The sequence below is a fragment of the Geodermatophilus sp. SYSU D00879 genome (assembly GCF_054050375.1).
In genome coordinates, this window is sequence record NZ_JBJGZF010000001.1 from 489,159 (window position 1) to 515,142 (window position 25,984).

Consider the following 25,984-nt stretch of genomic DNA (forward strand, 5'->3'; position numbering starts at 1 on the left):
GGCAGAGGTGGCCGTTCCTGCCGTCACGAGGCGTCGCCCTCCAGCCGGGCCAGCTCCTCCGCGACGACGGAGTCGTCGAGCTTGCGGAACACCGGGGTGGGCGGGGACAGCGGCGTGCCCGACGGCAGCGGGCGCGAGGCCCACACCGCCTGCGCGTCGCCGTAGTCGCCGGTGATGACCGGGTACGGCGAGCCGTCGTCGAGGTCGGTGACCTCCTCGATGCGCGGCGCCGGCGACCAGACGCCGGTGCCGCCGAGCAGCTCGTGCACCTTCTGCGCCGAGTGCGGGAGGAACGGCGTGAGCAGCGCGTTGCAGTCGCTGACCGCCTGCAGCGCGGTGTGCAGCACGGTGTCCCGGCGGGCCGGGTCCTCCTTGAGCTTCCACGGCGCCTGGTCGGACAGGTACTTGTTCGCCTCGCCGACCACCCGCATCGCCTCGGTGGCCGCCGCCTTCTGCCGGTTGCGGGCCAGCAGGTCGCCGATCGGCCCGAACGCCGACGACGTGGAGCTCAGCAGCGCGCGGTCGGCGTCGGTCAGCTCCCCGGGCGTCGGGACGGCGCCGACGTTCTTCGCCGCCATCGACACCGTCCGGTTGACCAGGTTGCCCCAGCCGGCGACGAGCTCGTCGTTGTTGCGCCGGAGGAACTCCGCCCAGGTGAAGTCGGTGTCCTGGGTCTCGGGGCCGGCGACGGCGACGAAGTAGCGCAGCGCGTCGGCGTCGTAGCGGGCGAGGAAGTCGCGGACGTAGATGACCACCTGGCGGCTGCTCGAGAACTTGCGGCCCTCCATGGTGAGGAACTCGCTGGAGACCACCTCGGTGGGCAGGGCCAGCCGGCCCAGCGAGCCGGGGCTGCCGCCCCTGTCGCCCTCGCCGTTGTAGCCCTGCAGCTGCGCGGGCCAGATCTCGGCGTGGAAGACGATGTTGTCCTTGCCCATGAAGTAGTAGGCGTCGGCGTCGGGCGACTGCCACCACTGGCGCCAGGCGTCGGGGTCGCCGGACCGGCGGGCCCACTCGATGGACGCCGACAGGTAGCCGACGACGGCGTCGAACCAGACGTAGATGCGCTTGTCGGGCCGGTCCCGCCAGCCGTCGAGCGGGATGGGGACGCCCCAGTCGATGTCGCGGGTGTAGCTGCGCGGCTTGAGGTCGTCGAGCAGGTTCTTGGCGAAGTTGAGCACGTTGGGCCGCCAGCCCCGGCGGCTGTCCAGCCAGTCGCCCAGGGACCGGGTGAAGGCGGGCAGGTCGAGGAAGTAGTGCTCGCTCTCGACGAAGCGCGGCGTCTCGCCGTTGATCCGGCTGACCGGGTTGATCAGGTCGGTGGGGTCGAGCTGGTTGCCGCAGTTGTCGCACTGGTCGCCGCGGGCGCCGTCGTAGCCGCAGATCGGGCAGGTGCCCTCGATGTAGCGGTCGGGCAGCGTGCGGCCGGTGGACGGGCTGATCGCGCCGAGCGTCGTCTGCGGGAAGACGTACCCGTTCTTGAGCAGGCCGAGGAAGATCTCCTGGCTGACCCGGGCGTGGTTGACCGTGGTGGTGCGGGTGAACAGGTCGTAGGACAGGCCGAGGGCCTGCAGGTCGTTCACGATCAGCCGGTTGTTCCGGTCGGCGATCTCCCGCGGGCTCACCCCCTCCGCGTCGGCGGCCACGGTGATCGGCGTGCCGTGCTCGTCGGTGCCGCTGACCATGAGGACGCGGTCCCCGGCCATGCGGTGGTAGCGGCTGAAGACGTCGGAGGGGACGCCGAAGCCGGAGACGTGGCCGATGTGCCGCGGGCCGTTGGCGTAGGGCCAGGCCACGGCGGTCAGGATGTGCCGATCACTCACGACACCGAGGGTAGTGAGCGGCCGCTGCCCGCCTCGTCAGTGACCGGCGACGGTGCTCGCGGGCGGGAGCTCGCCGGCGACGGGCGTGGTCAGCGCGACGGTGCCGAGAGCGACCCCGATCACCGCGACGGTGGCCAGGCGGGTCCGCGGGTGCCGGGTCGGTGCGGTCGGGCGGGGGCGCGCCGGGACCGCGGCGGACCAGGCGACGGTGGCCGGCGCCGAGGTGAGCAGCAGCTTGCCGACCGGCACCGCCAGCGCCAGCAGCGCGACGGCCGGCAGCGGCAGCGTCGTGGGCAGGTCGCCGACCAGCGGGGTGACCAGGCTGACGGCGAACAGGACCGCCACGCCCACGATCTCCGCGCAGGCCAGGCCGGTCGCGAGCCGCCGTCCGCCGTCGAGGGCCGCCAGGCCGCCGCCCGCGCACAGCACGATCCAGCCGGCCAGCCCGCCGAGCACCGCGACGACGACCGGCGCGGGCGGCCGCGACGCGGCGGCGAACAACCCGTCGAGCCCGGTCAGCCCGGCCGCGAGCAGCGCCGCGGCCTCGAGCCCGCAGACGGCGGCCAGCGCGAGCACGGCCGCCGGCCACCGCCGCGGCGTGGACGGTGCGGGTGCGGGGAGGGGTGCGTCGAGGACGCTGGTCGCCACGGGTCTGCTCCTGGCCGGGGACGTCGGTCACCGGTCAGGTCGTCCCGCGCGGGCCGGCGCAGGAGGCCGGGGAGGGCGGGTCTCACCCTCCCGGGTGGGTCAGCCGGCCCGGATCCGGTCCCCCTCGCGGGCCAGCCGGCTGTGGCGGCGGCCGTAGGCGAAGTAGAGGACGAAGCCCAGCACCATCCAGATCGCGAAGCGCAGCCAGGTGTCGGCCGGCAGGTTGAGCATCAGGTAGAAGCAGGCCAGCGCGGACAGGATCGGCACCAGCGGCACCAGCGGCACGCGGAAGGACCGGTGCAGGTCCGGGCGGGTGCGGCGCAGCACGATGACGGCGATCGACACGAGCACGAAGGCGAACAGCGTGCCGATGTTGACCAGCTCGGCCAGCGTGCCGAGCGGCAGGAACCCGGCGAGCAGGGCGACGACGATCCCGGTGCCGATGGTGATGCGGTAGGGCGTGCCGTAGCGCGGGTGCACCGCGGCCATGGCCGGCGGGAGCAGGTGGTCGCGGCTCATGGCGAACAGCACCCGCGACTGGCCCAGCATCAGGATCATCACGACCGAGGTGAGGCCGGCCAGGGCGCCCACGGAGATGAGGCTGGAGACGAACGACAGCCCGACGCTGGCGAACGCCTCGGCCAGCGGCGCCTCGGTGGACAGCTCCGAGTAGGGCTGCATGCCGACGACGACCAGCGAGACGGCGACGTAGAGCAGCGTGCAGACGAACAGCGAGCCGAGGATGCCTCGGGGCAGGTCGCGCTTGGGGTTGCGGGTCTCCTCCGCCGCCGTCGCGACGATGTCGAACCCGATGAAGGCGAAGAACACGATCGAGGCGCCGGCGATGACCCCGCCCCAGCCGAACGTGCCCTGGTCGAAGCCGAACAGCTGGATCAGCGGGGCGTGCCAGCCGCTCTCCCCCTCGCCGGCCGGCTCGGCGGGCGGGACGAACGGCGTGTAGTTGTCCGCCGTCAGGTAGAAGACCCCGAGCACGATGATGAGCAGGACGATCGCGACCTTGATCGCGACGATCACGCTGGTCACCCGCGACGACAGCTTGATGCCGAGCACCAGGACGCCGGTCATCACCAGCGCGATGACGATCGCCGGGATGTTCACCGTCGCGGTCTCACCGGCGATCGACGTCGGCAGCGGGATGCCGATGTCACCGAGCAGCTGGTTGAGGTAACCCGACCAGCCGACCGAGACCGTGGCCGCGCCGAGCGCGAGCTCGAGCACCAGGTCCCAGCCGATGATCCAGGCGACCAGCTCGCCCATCGTGGCGTAGGAGAACGTGTAGGCCGAGCCCGCGACCGGGACGGTGGAGGCGAACTCCGCGTAGCAGATCGCCGCCAGCCCGCAGACGACGCCGGCGATGACGAAGGAGATCGCGACCGCCGGACCGGCCGTGGTCCTGGCCACCTCGCCGGTGAGCACGAAGATCCCGGTGCCGATGATCACCCCGACGCCGAAGACGGCGAGGTCGAGCCCGGACAGGTTCTTCTTGAGCCGGTGTTCGGGTTCCTCGGTGTCGCGGATGGAGTCCTCGACCGACTTCACCCGGCGCGAGTCTGCGGCCACGGCGTCCTCCTCGGTTGCCACCCGACGGGGCCTCTCCGGCAGCGTGGCACGGGGGCCGCGAGCCCGCACGCCTACGCTTCTGTCGCCCCGCCGCGGCGGCGGGACGGGAGGAGGCGCACCGGTGACCGACCAGCGGGCGGACGCCCCTCCCGGGCCGTTCGTGCCGACCACCCGGCCGCGGCCGGCCGGGGCGCCACGGCCGGCGACGACGCGGGCGGCGGGCGTCGGCGCGATCGTCGACTGCGCCGTCTACGTGGAGGGGCGCCGGGAGCCGCCGGTGGACCCCATGGTGGCTCTGGAGGCCGCCGTCGAGCGGGACGGCTTCGTCTGGCTGGGGCTGTTCGAGCCGACCGAGGCCGAGCTGGGCGCGATCGCCGAGCGCTACGGGCTGCACCCGCTCGCCGTCGAGGACGCCGTCTACGCCCACCAGCGGCCCAAGCTCGAGCGCTACGACGACGACCTGTTCATGGTGCTCAAGACGGCGCGGTACGTGGAGCACGAGCAGCTGACCGCGACCAGCGAGGTGGTCGACACCGGCGAGGTCATGGTGTTCCTCGGCCCGCACCACGTGATCACCGTCCGGCACGGCGACCACAACGACCTGACCGAGCTGCGGCACCGGCTGGAGGAGCAGCGCGACCTGCTGTGCCTGGGCCCGTCGGCAGTGCTGTACGCGGTGGCCGACCACGTCGTCGACACCTTCGTCGACGTCGCCGAGCAGGTGCAGGACGACGTCGACGAGCTCGAGGCGTCGGTGTTCAGCCCCGACCGCACCGACGACATCGGCCGGCTGTACCAGCTCAAGCGCGAGCTCATGTCGCTGCGGCGGGCCGTCGGGCCGCTGGAGGTGCCGCTGCAGAAGCTGGCCGAGCGGCAGGTCGACTCGGTGCCGCACCCGATGCGGTCCTACTTCCGCGACGTGCTCGACCACGCCATCCGGGTGCGCGACCAGGTGGCCGGGCTCGACGAGCTGCTGTCGTCGATCCTGCAGGCCTCGCTGGCGCGCACGTCGATGGCCGACAACGAGGACATGCGCCGGATCTCGGCGTGGGCGGCGATCGTCGCGGTGCCGACCGCGATCGCCGGGATCTACGGGATGAACTTCGAGCACATGCCCGAGCTGCACTGGCGCTGGGGCTACGCGATGGTCTGGCTGGTCATCCTCGTGACCTGCTCCCTGCTCTACCGCGGCTTCAAGCGCAACGGCTGGCTCTGACCCGCCCGGCGGCCGGCCGAGAGTGCACTGATCGGGGTCACGGGCGCCCCGGTGTGCCCGTCCGGCGCACTCTCGCGGCGGCGAGCGCCCCGCTGATGCGGGCGAGCAGCTCGTCGGGGCGGTGGAGGTCCTCGGCGGTCACGAAGACGACGCGCCCGGCGCACGCGCGGGCCGGCCGCGCGGACCGGGTGCCGCCGCGGGGGCAGCGTGAGCTCGACGTCGTCGCCGGCCCCCGCGAGGTCGACGCCCCAGAGCACTGCCGCGCTCCTGCCCGACACCACGGCACCGGGCAGCAGCAGCGCCGCCCCGGCCACGCGCACCTCGTGGGTCAGTGGGACGTCGCGGTGCACGTGGACGTCCCGGAACAGCCGACGCCACGCGCTGCTGCGGATCTGCTCTGCGGTGAGCAGCCCCCGGGCCACCGCCGCCGTGCCGCGGAAGGGCCGACCGACGAGGTCGGGTGGCTGCACCGGCGGACGGGACACGGCCGCACGGTGCCGCACCCGGGGACCCGCTCGCCGGCGTCGTCCACAGGCCGGGCGACCGTGCGCTCGTCGGGGTCTCAGGCCCTCCCGTGACCCCGGCGCGCGCACACTCGCACCCCGCCGCCGTCAGGGCTTGGCGGCGACGACGGCGTCGTAGACGGTGCGGCGGGGCAGGCCGGTGCGGGTGACAACGGCGCGGATGGCGTCCTTGCGCGTGGCGCCCGACGCCTCCTCCCCAGCCACCAGCGCGGCCAGCTCGGCGGGCGACAGCGACACCGGCTCCGGCGTGGTCCCCGCGACGACGAGGGTGATCTCCCCGCGCACGCCGTCGGCGGCCCACGAGGCCAGCGCGGACAGCGGCCCCCGCCGGACCTCCTCGTGCGTCTTGGTGAGCTCCCGGCACACCGCGGCCTCCCGCGCGTCCCCGAACGCGGCCGCGCAGTCGGCGAGCGCCTCGGCCAGCCGGTGCGGCGACTCGAAGAAGACCATCGTGCGGCGCTCGTCGGCGAGCGAGGCCAGCCGGGACCGCCGCTCCCCCGCCTTGCGCGGCAGGAACCCCTCGAAGCAGAACCGGTCGACCGGCAGCCCGGAGACCGCCAGCGCCGTCGTCACCGCGGACGGCCCGGGCACCGAGGTGACCTCGACGCCGGCGTCGATCGCCGCCCGCACCAGCGTGTAGCCGGGGTCGGAGACCGAGGGCATGCCGGCGTCGGTGAGCAGCAGGACGGTCGCGCCGTCGGCCAGGGCCGCCATCAGCCCGGGCAGCCGCTGCCGCTCCACCGACTCGTGGAAGGTGACCACCCGCCCGGTCAGCGCGACCTCGAGGTCGGTGGCGAGCCGGTGCAGCCGGCGGGTGTCCTCCACCGCCAGGACGTCGGCCGACGCCATCACCTGCCGCAGCCGCGGGCCGACGTCGCCGGGCTGGCCGAGGGGCGCACCACCGAGCACGAGCCGTCCGGTCACGACGACGAGCCTGTCACGCCGGGGCACACCGCCGTCCCACATACCCTGAGGCGCATGGCGGTCCTGGCTCCCGAGCGCACGGGCGCCGGGGACCAGCCGGACGACGCCCCCGCCCGTCCCCCGCGCCGGTGGCCGGTCCCCCGGCCGCGGGTGGACCGGGTCCCGCCGCTGCCCGGCGACCGGCTGCTGTCGTGGGCCCTGGCCGCGGTGCTCGGCGTCGCGACGCTGGCGGGCCGGCTGGTCGGCATCAGCTACCCCGACACGCTGCTGTTCGACGAGGCCTACTACCCGCCCGAGGCGCACGACCTGCTGGTCTGGGGCCACGAGTACAACCGCGGCTACACGTTCATCGTCCACCCGCCGCTCGGCAAGTGGCTCATCGCCGCCGGCGAGCAGGTGTTCGGCTACACGAGCCTCGGCTGGCGGTTCCCCTCGGCGGTGGCCGGCGCGCTCGCCGTCGTCCTGCTCACCCGGCTGGCCCGGCGGCTGACCGGGTCCACGCTGCTCGGCCTGGTCGCCGGGCTGCTGCTGGCGCTGGACGGCTTCGCGTTCACCGTCTCCCGCATCGGCCTGCTCGACGTCTTCCTGCAGCTGTTCGTGCTGGCCGCCGTCGCCTGCCTGGTGGTCGACCGGCACCGGGTGCGCGCCCGGGTCGCCGGCTCGCTCCCGGTCCCCGCCACCGGGTTCCGCCTCGGCCCACGGGGCTGGCGGATCGCGGCCGGGTTCCTCTTCGGCTGCGCCTGCTCGGTAAAGTGGAGCGGGATCTGGTTCCTGGCGTTCTGCGCCGTGCTGTCGCTGTGGTGGGACCGGCAGGCGTGGCGGGAGGCGGGGGTCCCGAGGCCGACGGCGACGGCGCTGCGCCGCGGCCTGCCCGGCGCCACCTGGGCGCTGGCCGCCGTCCCGGTGCTCACCTACGTCGCGAGCTTCGCCGGGTGGTTCCTCGGGGAGACGGCGCAGGGGCGCTGGTGGGCGCAGCGCAACCCGGAGACGGCGTTCCCGTGGGTCCCCGACGCGCTGCGCTCCTGGTGGCACATGCACGCCGAGTGGTGGACCTTCCACAACGGCCTGTCCACGCCGCACCCGTGGGAGTCGGGGCCCTGGACCTGGCTAGTGAACGGCCGGCCGATCCTGCTGTGGAACCCGCAGGGGCTCACCGACGCCGCGGGCGACCAGGTGGTCCGCTACATCCTCATGGTCGGGACGCCGACGCTGTGGCTGGCGTTCGCGCCCGCGCTGGCCTGGACCGCCTGGCGGATCGTCGCCCGCCGCGACCCGGCCGCGCTGCTGGTGGCCGTCACGGTGGCCGCCGGCTGGGGCACCTGGTTCCTCAACCCCGAGCGCACGATGTTCGTCTTCTACATGGCGCCGGTGCTGCCGTTCTTCGTGCTGGCCGTGACCCTGGTGCTGCAGGACGTCCTCGGCCGCCCGGGCGCTCCCGAGTGGCGGCGCAGCGCCGGCCTGGCCGCGGTCAGCGGCTACGTCGCGGTGGTGGCCGGCACCTTCGTCTTCTTCTACCCGGTGCTCGCCGGGCGCCCGCTGTCGCACGCCGACTGGCTGCTGCGCATGTGGTTCCCGTCCTGGTTCTGAGAAGCCGTCGTCCTGAGGGCCCGTCGCCGCGGCAGATGAGCGGGGCGTACGGCCGAGCCCCGGGTCCGCGCGTTGACATGTGCAGGTGGATGCCTGCACGATCGACGGGGTGCAGCCCGGAGGCGAGGACGCCGTCTTCAAGGCGCTGGCCGACCGCACCCGGCGGCTCCTGCTGGACCGCCTGCGGGAGCGTGACGGCCAGACGCTCGGCGAGCTGTGCGCGGGCACCGGCATGGCGCGCCAGTCGGCCACGCAGCACCTCGACGTCCTCGTCGCCGCGGGGCTGGTCACCGCCGTCCGCCGCGGCCGGGAGCGGCTGCACTTCCTCAACCCGGTCCCGATCGCCGAGATCGAGCGGCGGTGGATCGCGGCGTTCGACCGGCCGCGCCTGCAGGCGCTGTCCGCCATCCGCACCGCAGCAGAGGAGAACGCCATGAGCGAGCGGGTCCCGACCTACGTCTACGTCACGTACGTCCGCGCCTCGGCCGCGCAGGTCTGGCACGCGCTGACCGACGCCGACCTCACGGCCCGCTTCTGGGGCCACGCGAACGTCTCGGACTGGCGGCCGGGCTCGCGCTGGGAGCACCGGCGTACCGACGGGTCGGGGATCGCCGACGCCGGCGGCCGGGTGCTCGAGACCGACCCGCCGCGCCGCCTGGTGGTCACCTTCGGGGAGGCCGACGGCGAGGAGCCCCCGGGCGGGGACTCGGTCGTGACGTTCCTCGTCGAGGAGCACGGCGGCATCGTCCGGCTGACGGTGACGCACGAGAACCTGGCCGGCGAGACCGAGCTGGGCCAGGTGTCGCAGGGCTGGCCCGCCGTCTGCGCCAACCTCAAGTCGCTGCTGGAGACCGGCGAGGTGCTGCCGGAGGCGCCGTGGGAGATGGCGCCGACCCCGGCCTGACCGGCGTCCGGGGTCCCGGAACGGCGGACGCCGCCGGGGCGGGTGCCCCGACGGCGTCGGCGGTGGTGCGGTCTGGGTGGAGCTGAGGGGATTTGAACCCCTGACCCCCTCGATGCGAACGAGGTGCGCTACCGGACTGCGCTACAGCCCCTGACTGCGGGCCCAAGACTACCGCCCGCGACCCCGGGCGCCACCAGCGGGGTGGCACCCGGGGTGTCGCGGTCTAGCCGTTGACGACGCGCGGCTGGTACAGGTCGATGTCGGCGAAGCCGATGTCGTCGTCGTCCAGGCCGACGACGGCACTGTCCTGCCAGCCGGCCGGCACCGGGCGGGCGGCCACCACGCGGGCCGGGCGCAGCGGGTGCACCGGCGCGAGCGGCAGGCTCGGGTGCGGCAGGCCGACGGTCGAGTGCAGCGGCTCGTCGTCGGCGAGCACCGGCTCGGCGACCAGCGGCTCGGCCACCCGGGGCGCCGGCTGCGGCGCGGGGCGGGCGGCCGGCCGCGCGGTCGAGCGCGCGGCGGCGCGGGCGGCCCGGCGGGCGGCGGCCCGCTCCCGGCGCGCGGCGGCCCGCAGCACCACCAGGTAGCCGACCAGCGCGACGTCGAGCAGCCCCTGGGCCACCCACAGCCACGGGGTGAGGGTCAGCGCGCCGGCCAGCGCCAGCAGCGTCAGCGTCAGCAGCCCGGCCAGCGTGCGCCGCCGGACGGCGTGCACGTCGATCCGCAGCTCGCCGGTCTGCCGCAGCAGGTCGCGGTCCACCGCGACCCGCTCGGTCTCCGCCGAGCGGACCGGGTCGCCCACGCGCCGGCGCTGCAGCGTCCGGCCCCGGGTGACCTCCGCGCGGGTCGCCGCGGAGTCGCCGCGGGTCACCACCATCGGCACCAGCACGACGAACCACAGCACGACCAGCGCGGCGAGAAGCACGCCTGACCCCATCGAGAACACCACCCGTCACACGAGTCACTTGCCGCGGCAGGTTATGCACGCGAATCCCCAGGTCGAGGGAGGTTCCTGGGCGTGTCGCGCGAGTGGTCGTGTGACGGAAGGGGTTTGCCAAGCGGCGTGTCGACACGTAGTCGACTGCTCACGAAGTGTGAACGTGATAGAGACCCGTCAGCGAGGTGCGCGGGAGGCCCAGAGCCCGAGCACGCCGTGCGGCACGTCCTCGGCCAGCAGCGCGTAGGCGAGGTGGTCGCGCCAGTCGCCGTCGATGTCGAGGTACCGGCGCAGCAGCCCCTCGCGGCGGAACCCCAGCCGCTCGACCAGCCGCTGGCTCGGCCCGTTCTCCGGGCGGATGTCGGCCTGCAGCCGGTGCAGCCCGCCGGGGCCGAACGCGTGGTCGCACACCAGCGCCACCGCGAGCGAGGCCATGCCCCGCCCGGCCACCTCCCGGTCGATCCAGTAGCCCAGCGACCCCGACCGCAGCGCGCCGCGCACGATGTTGTCCACGGTGACCTGCCCGGCCAGCCGCCCGTCCACCCGGACGGCGAACGGCAGCGCCGCCCCGGTCCGGGCGCGCCGGGCGACCGAGCGGCGCATCGCCCGGTAGGCCGCCGGCGTGTGCCGCACCGACCAGGCCACCCCGGCCGAGGGCTCCCACGGCCGCAGCCAGGACTCGTTGGCCAGCCGCAGCCGGCTCCACTCGGCGGCGTCGCCGCGGCGGAGCGGGTGGAGCTCGACCGGGCCGTGCGCCAGGCGGGCGGGCCAGCCCGGGTGCTGCACCGGGTCCAGGTCAGCCGCCCAGCAGCAGGGGCATGACCGTCACGAGCCCGCCCTCGGCGACCTCGGTGACGTCCTCGTCGACGACGACCAGGCAGTTGGCCCGCGCCATCCGGGCGAGCATCGCCTCGTCGCCGTCGCCGAGCGGCTCGACGACGTAGCCGCCGTCGGGGTGGCGCATGACCTGGCCGTGCAGGTACTGCCGGTAGCCCAGCGGCGAGACCAGCCGCTCCGCGGAGATCGCCTGCACGGTGCGGCGGAACAGCTGCCGCTTGCCCAGCATCGAGCGGATCGCCGGGCGCACGAAGACCTCGAAGGACACCAGCGCGGCCACCGGCTCGCCGGGCACGCAGATGACCGGCACCTCGTCCCGGCCCAGCCGGCCGAAGCCCTGCACCGGTCCCGGGTGCATCGTCACCTGACGGAAGCGCATGGGGCCCAGCTCCGCGAGGACCTCCTGCACCATGTCGCCCTCGGCGGCGAAGGTGCCGGCGATGAGCACCAGGTCGCTGCGCAGCAGCTGGCTCTCGAGCACCTCGGTCAGCCGGCGCCGGTCGGTGGGCAGGATCCCCCAGCGGTAGGCGGCCGCGCCGGCGTCGCGGGCGGCCGCGGCGAGGGCGTAGGTGTTGACGTCGACCACCTGGCCGGGCACGGGCTGGGCGGTGATGTCGACCAGCTCGGTACCGGCGGACAGGACGGCGACCCGCGGCCGGGGCCGGACGTGCACCCGGTCGCGGCCGACGGCGGCGAGCAGGCTGATCTGCGCCGGGCCGATCGGGGTGCCGGTCCGGACGGCGACGGTGCCGGGCGAGACGTCGTCGCCGGCCCGCCGGACGTAGCCGCCGGCCTCGGGCGCGCCGTGCACCTGCACCCGGACCAGCCCTCCGTCGGTCCACACGGCCGGGACGACGACGTCGGCGCCGGTGGGCAGCATCGCCCCGGCGGCCACCTTCTGCGCCAGCCCGGGCGCGAGCGCGGTCGGGCCCGCCGCGCCGGCGACGGTCTCCCCCACCACGGCCAGCTCCACCGGCGCGTCCGGGGTGGCCGCGGCGACGTCCTCGGCCCGGACGGCGTAGCCGTCCAGCGCAGCCTGGTCGAAGGCGGGCAGCGCGCGGGCGCTGACCACCTCCTCGGCGCAGAGCAGGCCCTGGGCGTCGAGGACGGCGAGCTCGATCGGCTCCGGCTGCGGCACCGCGGCGAGGATCTCGTCCAGGTGCGTCTCGACCGTGCGCAGCACCGGCGTCTCCGGCTCGGCGGCCGCCGGCGGGGCCGGGAGCGGCGCGTCGGGGCCGATCGCGGCCGTGGTGTGCACCGCCAGCCGCGGCGACGTCGGGGGGTCGAGGGTGGCCCCGCTGCGGAGGTCCAGCGCCGTGGTGTCCCGCGCCCCGGGCGTGCCGTTCTCGCTCATCGCTGCGATCGTCCCCCCTGCGGGGAGCGGGTCAGGCCTGCGACGCGCCCTCGGCGGGCAGGTCGGCCACGAACTCGGTCAGCCAGGAGCGCAGCGCGGGCCCGAGGTCCTCCCGCTCCGCGGCCAGCCGGATGACCGCCTTGAGGTAGTCGAGCTTGTCGCCGGTGTCGTAGCGGCGGCCGTCGAAGACCACGCCGTGCAGCGGCTCACCGCGCTCGACCAGCGTGGCCAGCGCGTCGGTCAGCTGGATCTCCCCGCCGCGGCCGGGCGCGGTCTCGCGCAGCACCCCGAACACCTCGGGGGCGAGCACGTAGCGGCCGATGATCGCCAGGCTGCTCGGCGCCTCGTCGACCGGCGGCTTCTCCACCAGGCCCGTCACGGTCACCACGCCGTCGGACGAGCCGGGCTCGACCGCGACCGCGCCGTACTTGTCGATGTTCTCCCGGCCGACGTCGAGCAGGGCGATCACCGACCCGCCGTGCTCGGCCTGGACGGCGAGCATCTGCTCGAGCAGGTGGTCGCGGGCGTCGATCAGGTCGTCGCCGAGCAGGACGGCGAACGGCTCGTCGCCGACGAAGGCGGCCGCCTGCAGCACCGCGTGGCCCAGCCCGCGCGCCTCGCCCTGCCGGACGAAGTGCACCTGGGCGACCTGGGTGGACTCGTGGACGGCGGCGAGCCGGTCGGCGTCGCCCTTCTTCTCCAGCGCGGTCTCGAGCTCGGGGGTGCGGTCGAAGAAGTCCTCGATCGCCGCCTTGTTGCGGCCGGTGACCATGAGCACCTCGGCGAGGCCGGCCCGGGCGGCCTCCTCGACGATGTACTGCAGCGCCGGCCGGTCGACGACGGGCAGCAGCTCCTTGGGCACCGCCTTGGTGGCCGGGAGGAACCTGGTCCCCATCCCCGCGACGGGGATGACAGCCTTGCGCGCCGGACGCGGCGTCGGGGTCGACATGGGCTGGGAGCCTATCCAGCCCGTCGCGGGCGGGTCTCCCGCCACTAACCTTCGCGAGTGACCTCCGCGCAGGACGGCGAAGCGGCCAAGGCCGCGCTGCGCGAGGCGGTCGTCGCCCGCCGCCGGGCCCGTCCCCCCGCGGAGCGCGCCGCCGCGGCCGCCGCGGTCGCCGCGGCGCTCCTGCAGCGCCTGACCGGGGTCCGGCTGCTGGCCGCCTTCGTGCCCGACGAGACCGAGCCCGGCCACGGGCGGCTGCCCGCGGTGCTCACCCAGCTCGGGACCCGGGTGCTCCTGCCGGTGGTCCCGGACAGCGGCGCCGAGCTGCGCTGGGCGGTCGACACCGGCCGGCTGGCGCCGGGCCGCTTCGGGCTGCTCGAGCCGGTGGGCCCGCGGCTGGGGCCGACGGCGCTGGGGACGGCGGAGGTCGTCGTCGTCCCGGCCCTGGCGGTGGACCCCAGCGGCGTGCGGCTGGGCCGGGGCGGCGGCTACTACGACCGCGCGCTGCAGCACGTCCGCCCCGGCGCGGTGGTCGCGGCGCTGGTCTTCGACGACGAGCTGGTCGACCGGCTGCCGGCCTTCGAGCACGACCGCCCGGTGACCGCCGTCGTCACCCCCTCCGGCGGCTGGCAGGAGATACCAGCCAGTAGGTGACACGGTGGGTCGACCCGTCAGCGCCGACGTCGAGGAGCCCCCGTGTCCCCGGAGATCGTCACGATCCTGGCGCTGGTCGCCATCTTCGCGATCGCCACGTTCCTGCCGATCAACATGGGGGCGCTGGCGTTCACGGCCGCGTTCCTCGTCGGCACCCTGTCGGTCGGCCTGAGCACCGACGACATCCTCGCCGGGTTCCCCGCCGAGCTCGTGCTGACCCTGATCGGCGTCACGTACCTGTTCGCGATCGCGCAGAACAACGGCACCGTCGACCTGCTGGTCAGGAGCGCGGTACGCCTGGTCGGCGGCCACGTCGCCGCCATCCCCTGGATCATGTTCTTCGTCACCGCGCTGCTCACCGCGATCGGCGCGCTCTCCCCCGCCGCGGTCGCGATCATCGCGCCGATCGCGCTGGGGTTCGCCGCCCGCTACGGGATCAACCCGCTGCTCATGGGCATGATGGTCATCCACGGCGCGCAGGGCGGGGGGTTCTCGCCGATCAGCGTCTACGGCGTCACGGTGAACACGATCGTCGACGACGAGGGCCTCCCGAGCAGCCCGATCGCGGTCTTCCTGGGCAGCCTGTTCTTCAACCTGGCCATCGCGCTGGTGCTGTTCGTCGTTCTGGGCGGCCGCCGGCTGCTGGGCCGGAAGGTGAGCGTCGCGGCCCCGGCCGACACCGAGCACGCGGAGGCCACCGTCGGGGGCGGCCACGGCGCCCCGCCCCGGCCGGCCGTCGGCGGTGGCGGCGGCGGGAACGGCGCCGACGGCGAGACCCGGCCGCCGCAGAAGGCCACCCTCGACCAGGTCCTGACCCTGGTCGGCCTGGCCGCGGTCGCCGTCCTGGCGCTGGTGTTCGACCTCGACATCGGCTTCGTGTCGATCACCGTCGCCACCGTGCTGGCGCTGTTCCAGGCCGCCCGGCAGAAGGGGGCGGTCGGCCAGATCAGCTGGTCGACGGTGCTGCTGATCGCCGGCGTCCTCACCTTCGTCTTCGTGCTGCAGGAGGCCGGCACGATCGACTACGTCGGCGAGGCGGTGATCGGCCTCGGGGTGCCGCTGCTCATCGCGCTGCTGCTCTGCTACATCGGCGGCATCGTGTCGGCCTTCGCCTCCTCGACGGCGATCATCGGCGTCTCGATCGCGCTGGCGGTGCCGTTCCTGCAGGCCGGTGAGATCGGCGCCGTCGGGGTCGTGGTGGCGCTCTCGGTAGCCTCCACGATCGTCGACGTCAGCCCGTTCTCGACCAACGGCGCGCTGGTGCTCGCCAACGCCCAGGACGTGGACAAGGACCGCTTCTACAAGCAGATCCTCGCCTACGCCGGGATCGTCGTGGCCGTCGGTCCGCTGCTGGCCTGGCTGGTCTTCGTCGTCGTCCCCTCGTTGTTCTGACCGGAACGGAGAGCCAGGCCATGACCGGACCGCTGGACGGCGTGCTCGTCGTCGACCTGACCCGCGCCCTGGCCGGGCCGCACGCCGCGATGATGCTCGGCGACCTCGGCGCCCGGGTGATCAAGGTGGAGAACCCCGGCGGCGGGGACGACACCCGCGGCTGGGGGCCGCCGTTCGTCCAGCCCGAGGCCGGTGAGCGGGAGTCGACCTACTTCCTGTCGGCCAACCGCAACAAGGAGTCGATCACCCTCGACCTCAAGGACGAGGCCGACAAGGAGCTGCTGCGCGAGCTCGTCCGCCGGGCCGACGTGCTGATGGAGAACTTCCGTCCCGGCACGCTCGAGCGCCTCGGCTTCGGCACCGCCGTGCTCGCCGAGCTCAACCCGCGGCTGGTCACCCTGTCGATCTCGGGCTTCGGCCACGACGGCCCCGAGGGCGGCCGCGCCGGCTACGACCAGATCGCCCAGGGCGAGGCCGGGCTGATGTCGCTGACCGGTCCGGGCCCGGACGACCCGCAGCGCGTCGGCGTCCCGATCGGCGACCTGCTGGCCGGCATGTACGGCGCCTACGGCGTGCTCGCCGCGCTGCACGAGCGGGAGCGGACCGGCCGCGGCCAGGTGGTGCGCACCTCGCTGCTGGCCGCCGTCGTCGGCGTGCACGCCTTCCAGGGCACGGCGTGGACCGTGGGCGGGCAGGTCGGCCGTGCGCAGGGCAACCACCACCCCTCGATCGCCCCCTACGGCCTGTTCCACTGCAGGGGCGGCAGCGTGCAGCTGTCCTGCGGGTCGGAGTCGCTGTGGCGGCGGCTGTGCGCCGAGTTCGACCTGGACCCCGAGGCACCGGGCCTGGCCACCAACGGCGAGCGGGTCGGCAACCGGCAGCAGGTCATCGAGCTGCTCGAGCGGGCCTTCGCCGACGTCGACGCCGAGACGCTGCTCGCCCGGCTGGCCGCCGCGGGCGTCCCCGCGGGGAAGGTGCGCACGATCGACGAGGTCTACGGCTGGGAGCAGACGCTCTCGCAGGGCCTGCTGGTCGACGTCGAGCACGCCACCCTCGGCCGGCTGCAGCTGCCCGGCCCGCCGCTGCGGTTCTTCGCCGCCGGTCCCGACGGCGAGACCGAGACCACCCGCCGCGACCACGCCGCTCCCCCGGTGCTCGGCGGGTCGGACGAGGCGGTCCGCGCCTGGCTGGCGCGGTGAGCCGGCGGCTGGACGCCCGCACCCTGCGCGACCTGGTCCTCGACCCCGGCTCGTGGACGAGCTGGGACGCACCGATCGGCCCCCGCGACGTCGACCCGCAGTACGCCGCCGAGCTGCGCGCCGCGGCCGAGCGCAGCCGCCAGGACGAGGCCGTGGTCACCGGCGAGGGCCGGCTGCGCGGCCGGCGGGTGGCCGTCGTCGCCGGGGAGTTCGGCTTCCTCGCCGGCTCGATCGGGGTGGCCACGGCCGAGCGGCTGGTCGCCGGGATCGAGCGGGCCACCGAGGAGGGCCTGCCGCTGCTGGCCGCGCCGGTGTCCGGCGGCACCCGGATGCAGGAGGGCACGGTCGCCTTCCTGCAGATGGTCGGCATCACCGCGGCGATCGCCCGGCACAAGGCCGCGGGCCTGCCCTACCTGGTCTACCTGCGCGACCCCACGTTCGGCGGGGTGCTCGCCTCGTGGGGGTCGCTCGGGCACGTGACCATCGCCGAGCCCGGTGCGGCGGTCGGCTTCCTCGGCCCGCGGGTGTACGAGGCGCTGTACGGCGAGCCGTTCCCGGCCGGCGTGCAGACCGCCGACCACCTCGCCGAGCGCGGCCTGATCGACGCCGTCGTGCCGCACGAGGACGTCGCCGACCTCGCCGACCGGGCGCTGTCGGTGCTGTCGGCCCGGCGCACCTGGCACGCCGACGTCCGCGACGCCGAGCGCCCGACGCCGGAGGACGGCACCGAGGACGACGACCCGGAGGACGGCCGCAGCGCGTGGGACGTCGTCACCGCGTCCCGGCGGCCCGACCGGCCGGGCGTGCGGCGGCTGCTGCGGACGGCGGCCACCGACGTCGTCGGGCTCTCGGGCACCGGCGCCGGCGAGAAGGACCCGGGCCTGCTGCTGGCGCTGGCCCGCTTCGGCGGCGCGCCGTGCGTCGTCCTCGGGCAGGACCGGCGCGGGCAGTCGCTGTCGGCGCCGCTGGGCCCGGCGGCGCTGCGCGAGGCCCGGCGCGGCATGCGGCTGGCCGCCGAGCTGCACCTGCCGCTGGTGACGCTCATCGACACCCCGGGCGCGGCGCTGTCGGTCGAGGCCGAGGAGGGCGGGCTCGCCGCGGAGATCGCCCGCTGCCTGGAGGACCTGGTGACGCTGCGGGCGCCGACGCTGGCGGTGCTGCTCGGCCAGGGCACCGGCGGCGGTGCGCTGGCGCTGGTGCCGGCCGACCGGGTGCTCGCCGCGGCCAACGGCTGGCTCGGCCCGCTGCCGCCGGAGGGCGCGTCGGCGATCGTGCACCGCACCGTCGCCCGGGCGCCGGAGATGGCCGCCGCGCAGGGCGTGCGGGCGACCGACCTGTGGCGGGCCGGGATCGTCGACCGCGTGGTGCCCGAGCGGCCCGACGCCGCCGACGAGCCGGTCGAGTTCTGCCGCCGGCTGGGCCGGGTGCTCGGCGAGGAGCTGGCCGGGCTGCTCGGCCGCGACGACGCCGAGCGGCACCGCAGCCGCCTGCACCGCTACCGCCGGCTGGGCCGCTGAGAGCGGCGCAGCCCGATCGAGTGGCCTCCCTGCAGGGGCCCGCCCCGAGCCTGCGAGTGGTGGAGGGCAGGGAGGTCCTTCCTCAAGCGACGCCGGGGGCGTAGGTGCCGAAGCTCCACTCCTGGCCGCCGGGGTCGACCAGCCGCGCCCGCCGGGTGCCCCACTCGGTGTCCTCCGGGGCGATGACCGGCGTCGCGCCGGCGGCGACGCCGCGGGCGAAGCGGTCGTCGACGTCGGCGGGGTCGTCGAGCACCAGGTACAGCCCCGACCCGGTGGACCGGCCGAGCAGCGGCGGGCGCACGTACCCGGCGTCGTCGCTGGCGACCATCAGGACGACGTCGTCGCAGCGGACCTCCGCGTGCGCCACCGTGCCGTCGTCGGCGTCGGCCCGCCGGACGACGGTGAAGCCGAGCGCCGCCATCCAGGCCAGGGCGGCCGGTGCGTCGCGGTAGCTGAGGTAGGCGGCCAGGCGCGCTCCCATGGCGCGCAAGCTAGTCGCGCCCCGCCGGTCCCGACAGGGACCAGCGGCCCCTGTCGGTGGTCGCGAGCACGAGTTCCGACCGGCCGCCTCCGCACGGCGACTGCGGGGAAGTCGCGGTGCGGAGCGCGTCGCAGGCGGCGACTTCCCCGCAGTCGCGCGGTGACCACACGCCAGACGCCCCCTCGGCGGACCGGAGGGGCGTCCGGCGCGTGCTCGGGGAGGGAGGTCCTCGGCCGCAGGAGGGGACGTCCCGGTCAGGCCGCGGTGGCCTCCGGGACCAGCCCCCAGGCGGCCGCGACCAGCTCCAGGCTGCGCACCCGCTCCGCCACGCCGTGGGTGGACGCCGACAGCATCAGCTCGTCGGCGCCGGTGGCCGCGGCCAGCTCGCGCAGCTGCGCGGCGACCTGCGCGGGGTCGCCGACGACGGCGTTGCTCGGCATGTTCTCGGCGGCCGCGCGCTCGGGGTCGGCCTGCGCCTCCTCCGGGGTCGGCACCGGGCGGAGCCGGTTGGTGCGGATGGCCAGGCGCAGGAGCTGTCCGGGCAGGGCGAGCCGGCGCGCCTCCGCCTCGGTGTCGGCGGCGAGCACGTTCGCCGTCACCACCGTGTACGGGCGGTCGAGCGCCGGCGAGGGCCGGAACGACTCCCGGTACAGCTCGACGGCGGCCTGCACGTTCGGCCCGCCGAAGTGGTGTGCGAAGGCGAACGACAGGCCCAGCGCGCCCGCGAGTTGCGCGGAGAAGCCGCTCGAGCCCAGCAGCACGACCTCCGGCGACGACGTCGGGGCCGGCGTGGCCGTGAAGAGCTCCGCCAGCCCACCCTCGACCCGCCGGTCGCCGAGCAGGCCCAGCAGGTCGAGCAGGTGCTGGGGGAAGTCCTCGGCGTTCAGCGCCGCCGGGTCCCGGCGCAGCGCGATCGCGGTGTGCGCGTCGGTGCCCGGCGCGCGGCCGATGCCGAGGTCGATCCGGCCCGGGTGCAGCGCCTCGAGCAGCGCGAACTGCTCGGCGACGACGAGCGGCGCGTGGTTGGGCAGCATGACCCCGCCCGAGCCGACCCGGATCCGGCCGGTCACCGCGGCCAGGTGCGCGATCAGCACCGGCGGGCTGGTGCTGGCCACGGCGGGCGTGTTGTGGTGCTCGGCTACCCAGAGGCGGGTGTAGCCGAGCCGGTCGGCGGCCTGCGCGACCCGCGTGGTGGCGGCCAGGGCGTCGGCGGTGGACTGCCCCGAGCCGACCGTGGCCAGCTCGAGGACGGACAGCGGCAGGGGCGCGGTCTCGGACATCACCGCGCGCAACGCCGCCGGGACCGGCCCGGCTTCCCGCGCCTCAGCCGGCGGCGTCCCCGCCGTGCGGCACCCGGCGGGAGCGGTCGGGGTCGAGGTGCTCGACGACCGTCTCGAGCACCTCGCGCAGCAGCTCCGTCTGCTCGGCGGTGAGCGGGTCGAACAGCGCGCCCCGGACGGCGTCCACGTGCCCGGGTGCGACGCTGCGGACGAGGTCCCAGCCGGCGTCGGTGAGCACGGCGACGTTGCCGCGGCCGTCCTCCGGCGAGCGCTCGCGGCGGACCCAGCCGCGGTCCTCCAGCCGCGCCACGGTGTGGGAGAGCCGGCTCTGCGACTGGTTGGCCCGCCGGGCGAGGTCGCTCATGCGCCGGCTGCGGCCGGGCGCCTCGGACAACATCGCCAGCACGACGTAGGCGGCGTGCGAGAGGCCGGCGTCGCGCTGGAGCTGCGCGTCCAGCTCGCGCGGGAGCAGCTCGGCGAGGGTGAGCCAGGCGCGCCAGGCCCGCTGCTGGGTGTCGTCGAGCCAGCGCGCGGTCACGGCGGCGACGGTACCGGCGCGTCGTCACCCGGATGAACCGCCCGCCACCGGATCCGGTGGTACGCACTGTGAGCGGCCGACCACCGCGTGACGCCTGCCTGGGGGAAGGGTGTCACCCGCCCGGACTGTGAGCCGATGCACCGTTGACCGAGAGTCACCGGCCACCGAGGGTGTGCTGCGGCCGGCGGACCGGCCGGTTCCTGAACTGCACCACCTGAACGGAGACCCCGTGCCCCACGGCGAGAAGCCCGCCGCGACCCGCGCGACCGGGCGGCGCGACGCCTTCGCCCCCCTGCTCGGCAACCCCCTCGCCGCGCTGCTGCGCGAGCACGACCGCGCCGGGGTGGGCACCCACGGCGTCCCGACGGCGGGCGCCCCCGAGCCGGTCACCGTCTACGACGACGGCGTCCCGCGGGTGAACCTGGGCAGCAACAACTACCTCGGCCTGGCCGGGGACCCGCGGGTCGTCGAGGCCGCCGTGGCCGCGGTCCGCCGGTTCGGCACGAGCACCTCGGGCAGCCGCGTCCTCAACGGCACCACCCGGCTGCACCTGCAGCTGGAGGAGGAGCTCGCCGACCACTACGGCGTGGAGGCGGCCGTGCTGACCTCCTCGGGGGTCAACGCCAACGTCGCGCTGCTGTCCACCGCCTGCGGTCCCGACGACGCGCTGCTGGTCGACGCGCACGCGCACGCCAGCGTGCACGCCGGGGCGGCCGCCAGCCGCGGCACCGTGGTCCGGTTCCGGCACAACGACCTGGAGTCGCTGGTCCGGCGGCTGGACCGGCTCGGCCCGCAGGCCGGCGCGGTCGTCGTCGTCGACGGCGTCTACTCGATGACCGGCGAGACCGCGCCGCTGGCCGGCCTCGCCGAGCTGTGCGCCGCGTACGGCGCGCGCCTGGTCGTGGACGAGGCGCACGGCCTCGGCGTGCTCGGCGAGCAGGGCCGCGGCGCGGCCGAGCACTGCGGCGTCCTGGACCGGGTCGACGCGGTGACGCTGGCGTTCAGCAAGTCGCTGGCCAGCGTAGGCGGGGCGGTGCTGACGTCGAAGGCGGTGGCCGACGGCATCCGCGCGAGCGCCATGCCCTACGTGTTCAGCGCGGCCAACGAGCCGGCCGGCGTCGGCGCGGCGCTGGCCGCGCTGCGCATCCTCCGCGAGGAGCCCGGGCGCCGGGACCGGCTGCAGGAGAACGGCGCCCGGCTGCGCGTCGAGCTCTCCGTCGCCGGCACCCCGCCCCTGCCCGGCAGCGGCGCGGTCGTCGCGGTCCCGACCGGCAGCGAGGAGGCGACCGCCGCCGCGTGGCGGGCCGCCTACGAGGCGGGGGTGTACTGCAACGCCGTCGCCTACCCCGCCGTCCCGCGGGGCAAGGGGGTGCTGCGCCTGTCGGTGATGGCGACGCACACCGCCGAGCAGCTGCAGGCCGCCGCGGGCTCGGTGGCCGCCGCCGTCCGGTCCACCCGGGACGGGGAGAGCGCGGGTCAGGAGCTCGGCGGGGAGCTCGCCGTCGCCTGACCCGAGGCCGTCGCCCGACCCGAGGCCGCCACCCGGCCGAGGCGCTCGAGGTCGGCCCGCAGGCCGGCGGTGCGGTCGCGGTGCGCGGGCAGCAGCAGCGCGGCGACCCGCTCCACCGCCGCCGGCATGCCGGTGAGGTCGTAACGCTGCCGGATCCGGGTACCGGTGGCGGCCGGGGTGAGCTCCACCCGCCAGTGCGTCCGGTCGCGGTAGGGCCCCGTGGGGACGGTCCGCCAGGCCAGCACCCGCCCGGGGTCCACCTCGGTCACCTCGCAGACCCGCGCCCACCGCGACCGGCCCGACCGGTTCCAGCCGCGGAAGCGCGCGCCGGGGGCCACCGCCGAGGAACCCGGCAGCCAGGCCGCCCGGACGCACTCGCCGCTCCACTCCCCCACCCGGGTCGGGTCGGCCAGCACCGCCCACACCGCCTCCGGCGGCGCCCCGACCTCGACCTCGACCGACACCGACGGCGGGATGCGCAGGCTCACCCGCGGGATGGTGCACCGGCCGGCGTCCGCGGACCAGAGCCGCGACGATCACCCCTACCGCTCCGGCCCCGCACCTGCCAGGGTCGTGCACGAGGCAGCCTCCGTCGAACCAGGCGCGCGGGGCCCCTCCACTGGTCGGAGGCCGGGATGACGCGCCTGTCCGTGCCCTGGCGGCTCGTCCTCGCCGTCGCGGCGGGGTACGCCGCCGGCTCCCTCACCTCGTTCCTGCTGTTCGAGGCGTCGGTCACCGGCGCCGTCCTGTTCCTGCCGGCCGGGGTGACCCTCTCCGCGCTGGTGCTCACCGACCGGCGCCGGTGGCCCTGGGTCCTGGCCACGGCCGCGCTGGTCGAGGTGGGGATCGACCGGGCCATGGGCATCGGCCCGGTCGCCGCCTGGGGATTCGCCCTCGCCAACACCGCCGAGCCCCTGGTCGGCGCGCTCCTGCTGCGCCGGTTCGCCCCGGTCCCCGACCTGCGCCGCCGCCGCGACCTGACGGCGTTCCTGCTCTGCGGCGTGCTGGCCGGCCCGCTCGTCGGCGGGCTGGTCGGCTCGATCACCATCCACTGGTCGCAGGGCCCGGCGGTGCTCGACGGCCTCGTCCCGTTCTGGGCCGGCGACGGGCTCGGCGCGCTCACCGCGGGCGGCGCCGTGCTGACCTGGTGGGCGGCCCGCGGCCGGCCGGGAGCGCCCCGGCCCGCCCGGCGGGCGGTGCTGCTGCTCCTGACCGCCGCGGTGACGGCGGCCGTGTTCTGGCCGGTCGACGTCCCGGTGGCGTACCTGACGATCCCCTGGCTCACCTGGCTGGCCGTCCGGTACGGCGTCGCCGTCGTCACCCAGGCCGGGCTGGTCGTCGCGGTCACCGCCAACGTGATGACCGTGGTCGGGCGCGGGCCGTGGGCCCCGCTCCACGACACGCCGCGGATGGAGGCCGCCGTCCTCCAGCTGTTCATCGCGGTCGCGGTCCTCGGCGCCTGGCTGCTGGCCGTGGAGATCGGCGAGCGGGACCGGGCGCGGTCGGTGTCCCGCCGGGAGGCCGCCGCGCGGCGCCGGGTGGAGGCGCTGCAGCAGGTGACCGCCGGGCTCGCGACCGCGGCGACGACCGACGCGATCGCCGCGGTGCTGGTCCGCTCCGGCATCGCGCTGCTCGCCGGCTCGGGCGCCGTCGGGGTGGTCGACCGGGACGGCGGCCGGCTGCGCGTGTGGACGACCGACGGGGACGGGGAGACCGGGCTGCCGCTCGCCGACCCGTCCCCCCTGGCCACCGCCGCCCGCCGAGGCGCCGCCGTCCGCTCCCCGGCCGGGCTGGCGGTGCCGGCCCGGGTCGCCGGCACGACGTTCGGGGCCCTCGGCTTCCGGTCCGCCGACGAGGAGGACGAGGCCGACGACGCCGAGGCGATGGCGCGCACGCTGGCCGAGCTCATGGGCCCCGCGCTGCACCGGGCCCGGCTGTACGAGGAGGAGCGGGACGCCGCCCACCAGCTCCAGCGCGCCTTCCTGCCCGCCGTGCCCGAGGAGCTGCCCGGCGCGGTGCTCGCCGGCTGCTACCGCCCGGCCGACCAGCAGCACGACATCGGCGGCGACTGGTACGACGCCTTCCCGCTGCCCTTCGGCCGGGTCGGGTTCGCCGTCGGCGACGTCGTCGGGCACGACCTGCGGGCCGCGGCGGCGATGGGCCGGCTGCACTCGGCGCTGAGCGTCCTGGCCGCCGCGCCGCACGACGGGCCCGCCGCGGTCCTCGAGGCGCTGGACCGGGCGTCGTCGGCCGTCCCCGGCGCGGCGCTCACCACCATCGGCTACGGCGAGTACGACCCGGTCACCTGCCGGCTGCGCTACGCCTGCGCGGGGCACCCGCCCCCGCTGCTGGTCACCGGCCGCGAGGCCCGGTACCTCACCGGTGGGCGGTCGCGACCGCTGTCGGCCGCTGCCGGGCCGCGCGCGGAGGACGAGGTCGAGGTCCCGCCCGGCTCGACGCTGCTCTGGTACTCCGACGGCCTCGTCGAGCGGCGCGACGCCGACCTCGACGCCGGCCTCGCCCGCCTGGCGTCGGTCGCCGCCACGCTCGACGGCGTCCACCCCCGGGCCTGGTGCGACGCGGTGATGGCCGAGCTCACCGGCGGGCAGCGGCTCCACGACGACGTCGTGCTCCTGTGCCTGCGGCTGCAGCCGGCCGCCCCCCTGGTGGCGCCGAGGACGCCCCGCCCGGCCACGGTGGTGGAGCCGCAGCCGGCGACGTAGCGTCGCGCCGGCGCGAGGAGGACGCGGTGCCCGGGTGGGCGTGGACGGTGGCCGGGATCGGCGGGGGCCTGCTGCTGTGCTGGCTGGCGCTGGTCGCGGCGCTCTGGGTGGCCCGGCCCGACGAGCTGCGGGCGCGGGAGCTGGTGCGGCTGCTGCCCGACGTGCTGCGGCTGGTCCGCCGGCTGGCCGCCGACCGCTCCCTCCCCCGCGGGGTCCGCGTGCGGCTGTGGCTGCTGCTGGGCTACCTGGCGCTGCCGCTCGACCTCGTGCCCGACGTCATCCCGGTGATCGGCTACGCCGACGACGCGGTCGCCGTGGCCCTCGTGCTGCGCTCGGTGGTCCGCCGCGCCGGCGCGGACGCAGTGAGCCGGCACTGGCCGGGCACGGACGCCGGCCTGGCCGCGGTGCGCCGGGTGGCGCGGCTGCCCGGCTGAGCCGCGGTCGCCGCTTGCCCTCCGGGCCGGCCGGCGAGGACGCTGGGGTGCCCGCGGGACCGAGGAGCGGGCATGGCCGTGACCCAGGCACCGGGCAGCGGGTTCGGGACGCTGCGGCACGTGACGGTCGACGGGGCGTCGCTGGCCTACCGGGAGGAAGGCACCGGCGAGCCGGTGGTCCTCGTGCACGGCGGGCTCGGCGACCTGCGCACGTGGGCCGCCCAGCTCGGACCCCTCGGCGCGCGGTGCCGGGTGGTCGCCTACAGCCGCCGCTTCGCCCGCCCCAACGCGCCGCTGCCCGCCGGTGCGCCGGACCCGATGCCGGTGCACGTCACGGACCTGGTCGCGCTGCTGCGGGCGCTGGATGCCGCGCCGGCGCACCTGGTGGGCAACTCGTGGGGCGCGTACGTCTGCCTGCTCACCGCGCTGGAGCACCCGGACGTCGTCCGCGGCCTGGTCCTCGAGGAGCCGCCGCTGCTGCCGCTGGTGCTCGGCCCGGGACCCCGGCCGCGCCCGGCCGACCTGGCACGGGCGCTGCGGCGCCGGCCGCGCGCGACGCTCGCGGTGCTCGGGTTCGGGCTGCGCACGTCCGCCCCGATGGCCTGGGCGTACCGGCGCGGCGACCCCGGCCGGGCGCTGGAGCTCTTCGCCCGCGGGGTGCTCGGGCGAGCGGCGCTGGCCGCGATGGGCCCGGAGCGCCGGCAGCAGGTGCACGAGAGCGCGGACACGCTGCAGGCCGAGTTCCGCGCGGGGTTCCCGCCGGTGACGGAGGCGCAGCTGCGCACCGTGCGGGCGCCGGCCCTGCTGCTCACCGGCGAGCGCAGCCCGGCGGTGACGCGGGCGCTCGCCGACTGGCTGGCCGAGCTGCTGCCCTCCGCCGAGCAGGTCGTCGTGCCGGGCGCCTCCCACCTGGTGCACGAGGACGCCCCCGCGGCCGTGAACGACGCCGTCCTCCGCTTCGTCGGCCGCTGACCGGGG

General features: G+C 76.0%; 23 protein-coding genes and 1 tRNA gene. 11 read left to right on the plus strand and 13 right to left on the minus strand.

Translation table 11 applies throughout. The features are described 5' to 3' along the window. Nucleotides 1–23: 23 nt before the first annotated feature. The 3 genes from metG to ACI79B_RS02455 all read right to left on the minus strand — a co-directional run bounded on the left by metG (nucleotide 24) and on the right by ACI79B_RS02455 (nucleotide 4,049). Nucleotides 24–1,820 (minus strand): methionine--tRNA ligase, encoded by a 1,797-nt coding sequence (gene metG, locus ACI79B_RS02445; protein ID WP_456928158.1) that lies wholly within the window; start codon nucleotides 1,818–1,820, stop codon nucleotides 24–26. A gap of 36 nt (nucleotides 1,821–1,856) precedes the next feature. Next, nucleotides 1,857–2,468, minus strand: coding sequence for a hypothetical protein (locus tag ACI79B_RS02450; RefSeq protein WP_456928157.1), 612 nt, complete (start codon nucleotides 2,466–2,468; stop codon nucleotides 1,857–1,859). A 99-nt stretch (nucleotides 2,469–2,567) separates the two neighbouring features. After that, nucleotides 2,568–4,049, minus strand: coding sequence for an amino acid permease (locus tag ACI79B_RS02455; RefSeq protein WP_456928156.1), 1,482 nt, complete (start codon nucleotides 4,047–4,049; stop codon nucleotides 2,568–2,570). A 121-nt stretch (nucleotides 4,050–4,170) separates the two neighbouring features. On the opposite strand from ACI79B_RS02455, the gene corA reads away from it, so the two are divergent. Beyond that, complete coding sequence (gene corA / locus ACI79B_RS02460) at nucleotides 4,171–5,265, plus strand: magnesium/cobalt transporter CorA (RefSeq protein WP_456928155.1); 1,095 nt, start codon at nucleotides 4,171–4,173, stop codon at nucleotides 5,263–5,265. A 611-nt stretch (nucleotides 5,266–5,876) separates the two neighbouring features. Here corA and rsmI read toward each other — a convergent pair. Continuing rightward, nucleotides 5,877–6,713, minus strand: coding sequence for a 16S rRNA (cytidine(1402)-2'-O)-methyltransferase (rsmI, locus tag ACI79B_RS02465; protein ID WP_456928154.1), 837 nt, complete (start codon nucleotides 6,711–6,713; stop codon nucleotides 5,877–5,879). Nucleotides 6,714–6,767: 54 nt separating this feature from the next. Here rsmI and ACI79B_RS02470 point away from each other — a divergent pair, with 54 nt between their 5' ends. Next, complete coding sequence (locus ACI79B_RS02470; protein ID WP_456928153.1) at nucleotides 6,768–8,300, plus strand: dolichyl-phosphate-mannose--protein mannosyltransferase; 1,533 nt, start codon at nucleotides 6,768–6,770, stop codon at nucleotides 8,298–8,300. Nucleotides 8,301–8,409: 109 nt separating this feature from the next. After that, on the plus strand, nucleotides 8,410–9,204 hold the full coding sequence (locus ACI79B_RS02475; protein WP_456928152.1) for an ArsR/SmtB family transcription factor: 795 nt from the start codon (nucleotides 8,410–8,412) through the stop codon (nucleotides 9,202–9,204). Between the two features lie 77 nt (nucleotides 9,205–9,281). Here the strand turns inward: ACI79B_RS02475 and ACI79B_RS02480 are convergent. The 5 genes from ACI79B_RS02480 to galU all read right to left on the minus strand — a co-directional run bounded on the left by ACI79B_RS02480 (nucleotide 9,282) and on the right by galU (nucleotide 13,281). Beyond that, nucleotides 9,282–9,355: transfer RNA gene (locus tag ACI79B_RS02480), tRNA-Ala, on the minus strand. A 72-nt stretch (nucleotides 9,356–9,427) separates the two neighbouring features. Beyond that, nucleotides 9,428–10,129: a divisome protein SepX/GlpR gene (sepX, locus tag ACI79B_RS02485; RefSeq protein WP_456928151.1), complete on the minus strand. Its 702-nt coding sequence runs from the start codon at nucleotides 10,127–10,129 to the stop codon at nucleotides 9,428–9,430. A gap of 189 nt (nucleotides 10,130–10,318) precedes the next feature. Further along, nucleotides 10,319–10,927, minus strand: a complete 609-nt coding sequence (locus ACI79B_RS02490; protein ID WP_456928150.1) for a GNAT family N-acetyltransferase — start codon at nucleotides 10,925–10,927, stop codon at nucleotides 10,319–10,321. Between the two features lie 10 nt (nucleotides 10,928–10,937). After that, on the minus strand, nucleotides 10,938–12,332 hold the full coding sequence (glp, locus tag ACI79B_RS02495; RefSeq protein ID WP_456928149.1) for a molybdotransferase-like divisome protein Glp: 1,395 nt from the start codon (nucleotides 12,330–12,332) through the stop codon (nucleotides 10,938–10,940). A 31-nt stretch (nucleotides 12,333–12,363) separates the two neighbouring features. Then, nucleotides 12,364–13,281 carry a UTP--glucose-1-phosphate uridylyltransferase GalU gene (gene galU, locus ACI79B_RS02500; RefSeq protein ID WP_456928148.1) on the minus strand — a complete coding sequence of 306 codons (918 nt, stop codon included), beginning with the start codon at nucleotides 13,279–13,281 and terminating at the stop codon, nucleotides 12,364–12,366. A 57-nt stretch (nucleotides 13,282–13,338) separates the two neighbouring features. Here galU and ACI79B_RS02505 point away from each other — a divergent pair, with 57 nt between their 5' ends. Genes ACI79B_RS02505 through ACI79B_RS02520 form a run of 4 tightly spaced genes read left to right on the plus strand, consistent with a single transcriptional unit; the run spans nucleotide 13,339 to nucleotide 18,040 of the window. Next, nucleotides 13,339–13,932 carry a 5-formyltetrahydrofolate cyclo-ligase gene (locus ACI79B_RS02505; protein ID WP_456928147.1) on the plus strand — a complete coding sequence of 198 codons (594 nt, stop codon included), beginning with the start codon at nucleotides 13,339–13,341 and terminating at the stop codon, nucleotides 13,930–13,932. A gap of 42 nt (nucleotides 13,933–13,974) precedes the next feature. Next, nucleotides 13,975–15,324, plus strand: a complete 1,350-nt coding sequence (locus ACI79B_RS02510; RefSeq protein ID WP_456928146.1) for an SLC13 family permease — start codon at nucleotides 13,975–13,977, stop codon at nucleotides 15,322–15,324. 20 nt (nucleotides 15,325–15,344) lie between these two features. Beyond that, nucleotides 15,345–16,523: a CaiB/BaiF CoA transferase family protein gene (locus ACI79B_RS02515; protein WP_456928145.1), complete on the plus strand. Its 1,179-nt coding sequence runs from the start codon at nucleotides 15,345–15,347 to the stop codon at nucleotides 16,521–16,523. Beyond that, nucleotides 16,520–18,040: a carboxyl transferase domain-containing protein gene (locus tag ACI79B_RS02520; protein WP_456928144.1), complete on the plus strand. Its 1,521-nt coding sequence runs from the start codon at nucleotides 16,520–16,522 to the stop codon at nucleotides 18,038–18,040. Before ACI79B_RS02515 ends, ACI79B_RS02520 begins: the two co-directional genes overlap by 4 nt. 82 nt (nucleotides 18,041–18,122) lie before the next feature. On the opposite strand, the gene ACI79B_RS02525 is transcribed toward ACI79B_RS02520, so the two are convergent. The 3 genes from ACI79B_RS02525 to ACI79B_RS02535 all read right to left on the minus strand — a co-directional run bounded on the left by ACI79B_RS02525 (nucleotide 18,123) and on the right by ACI79B_RS02535 (nucleotide 20,339). Further along, complete coding sequence (locus ACI79B_RS02525; RefSeq protein WP_456928143.1) at nucleotides 18,123–18,521, minus strand: VOC family protein; 399 nt, start codon at nucleotides 18,519–18,521, stop codon at nucleotides 18,123–18,125. Nucleotides 18,522–18,775: 254 nt separating this feature from the next. Further along, complete coding sequence (locus tag ACI79B_RS02530; RefSeq protein WP_456928142.1) at nucleotides 18,776–19,801, minus strand: LLM class flavin-dependent oxidoreductase; 1,026 nt, start codon at nucleotides 19,799–19,801, stop codon at nucleotides 18,776–18,778. Between the two features lie 43 nt (nucleotides 19,802–19,844). Further along, nucleotides 19,845–20,339, minus strand: coding sequence for a MarR family winged helix-turn-helix transcriptional regulator (locus tag ACI79B_RS02535; protein ID WP_456928141.1), 495 nt, complete (start codon nucleotides 20,337–20,339; stop codon nucleotides 19,845–19,847). Nucleotides 20,340–20,568: 229 nt separating this feature from the next. Here ACI79B_RS02535 and ACI79B_RS02540 point away from each other — a divergent pair, with 229 nt between their 5' ends. After that, the gene (locus ACI79B_RS02540) at nucleotides 20,569–21,849 is read left to right on the plus strand and encodes an aminotransferase class I/II-fold pyridoxal phosphate-dependent enzyme (protein WP_456928140.1); all 1,281 of its coding nucleotides are present in this window, start codon (nucleotides 20,569–20,571) and stop codon (nucleotides 21,847–21,849) included. On the opposite strand, the gene ACI79B_RS02545 is transcribed toward ACI79B_RS02540, so the two are convergent. After that, the gene (locus ACI79B_RS02545; RefSeq protein ID WP_456928139.1) at nucleotides 21,816–22,337 is read right to left on the minus strand and encodes an SRPBCC family protein; all 522 of its coding nucleotides are present in this window, start codon (nucleotides 22,335–22,337) and stop codon (nucleotides 21,816–21,818) included. The genes ACI79B_RS02540 and ACI79B_RS02545 overlap by 34 nt on opposite strands. Before the next feature lie 147 nt (nucleotides 22,338–22,484). On the opposite strand from ACI79B_RS02545, the gene ACI79B_RS02550 reads away from it, so the two are divergent. From ACI79B_RS02550 to ACI79B_RS02560, 3 genes are all read left to right on the plus strand, one after another. Continuing rightward, complete coding sequence (locus ACI79B_RS02550) at nucleotides 22,485–24,572, plus strand: SpoIIE family protein phosphatase (protein ID WP_456928138.1); 2,088 nt, start codon at nucleotides 22,485–22,487, stop codon at nucleotides 24,570–24,572. 26 nt (nucleotides 24,573–24,598) lie between these two features. Next, nucleotides 24,599–25,006, plus strand: a complete 408-nt coding sequence (locus tag ACI79B_RS02555; RefSeq protein WP_456928137.1) for a YkvA family protein — start codon at nucleotides 24,599–24,601, stop codon at nucleotides 25,004–25,006. A 72-nt stretch (nucleotides 25,007–25,078) separates the two neighbouring features. Further along, the gene (locus ACI79B_RS02560; protein ID WP_456928136.1) at nucleotides 25,079–25,978 is read left to right on the plus strand and encodes an alpha/beta fold hydrolase; all 900 of its coding nucleotides are present in this window, start codon (nucleotides 25,079–25,081) and stop codon (nucleotides 25,976–25,978) included. Nucleotides 25,979–25,984 lie beyond the last annotated feature (6 nt).

What these genes read in the sequence shown, in the direction of transcription:
- ACI79B_RS02470 (WP_456928153.1), top strand. Translation starts at nt 6,768, where the DNA reads ATGGCGGTCCTGGCTCCCGAGCGCACGGGCGCCGGGGACCAGCCGGAC.
- glp (WP_456928149.1), bottom strand. Translation starts at nt 12,332, where the DNA reads ATGAGCGAGAACGGCACGCCCGGGGCGCGGGACACCACGGCGCTGGAC.
- galU (WP_456928148.1), bottom strand. Translation starts at nt 13,281, where the DNA reads ATGTCGACCCCGACGCCGCGTCCGGCGCGCAAGGCTGTCATCCCCGTC.
- ACI79B_RS02515 (WP_456928145.1), top strand. Translation starts at nt 15,345, where the DNA reads ATGACCGGACCGCTGGACGGCGTGCTCGTCGTCGACCTGACCCGCGCC.
- ACI79B_RS02525 (WP_456928143.1), bottom strand. Translation starts at nt 18,521, where the DNA reads ATGGGAGCGCGCCTGGCCGCCTACCTCAGCTACCGCGACGCACCGGCC.
- ACI79B_RS02530 (WP_456928142.1), bottom strand. Translation starts at nt 19,801, where the DNA reads ATGTCCGAGACCGCGCCCCTGCCGCTGTCCGTCCTCGAGCTGGCCACG.
- ACI79B_RS02550 (WP_456928138.1), top strand. Translation starts at nt 22,485, where the DNA reads ATGACGCGCCTGTCCGTGCCCTGGCGGCTCGTCCTCGCCGTCGCGGCG.
- ACI79B_RS02560 (WP_456928136.1), top strand. Translation starts at nt 25,079, where the DNA reads ATGGCCGTGACCCAGGCACCGGGCAGCGGGTTCGGGACGCTGCGGCAC.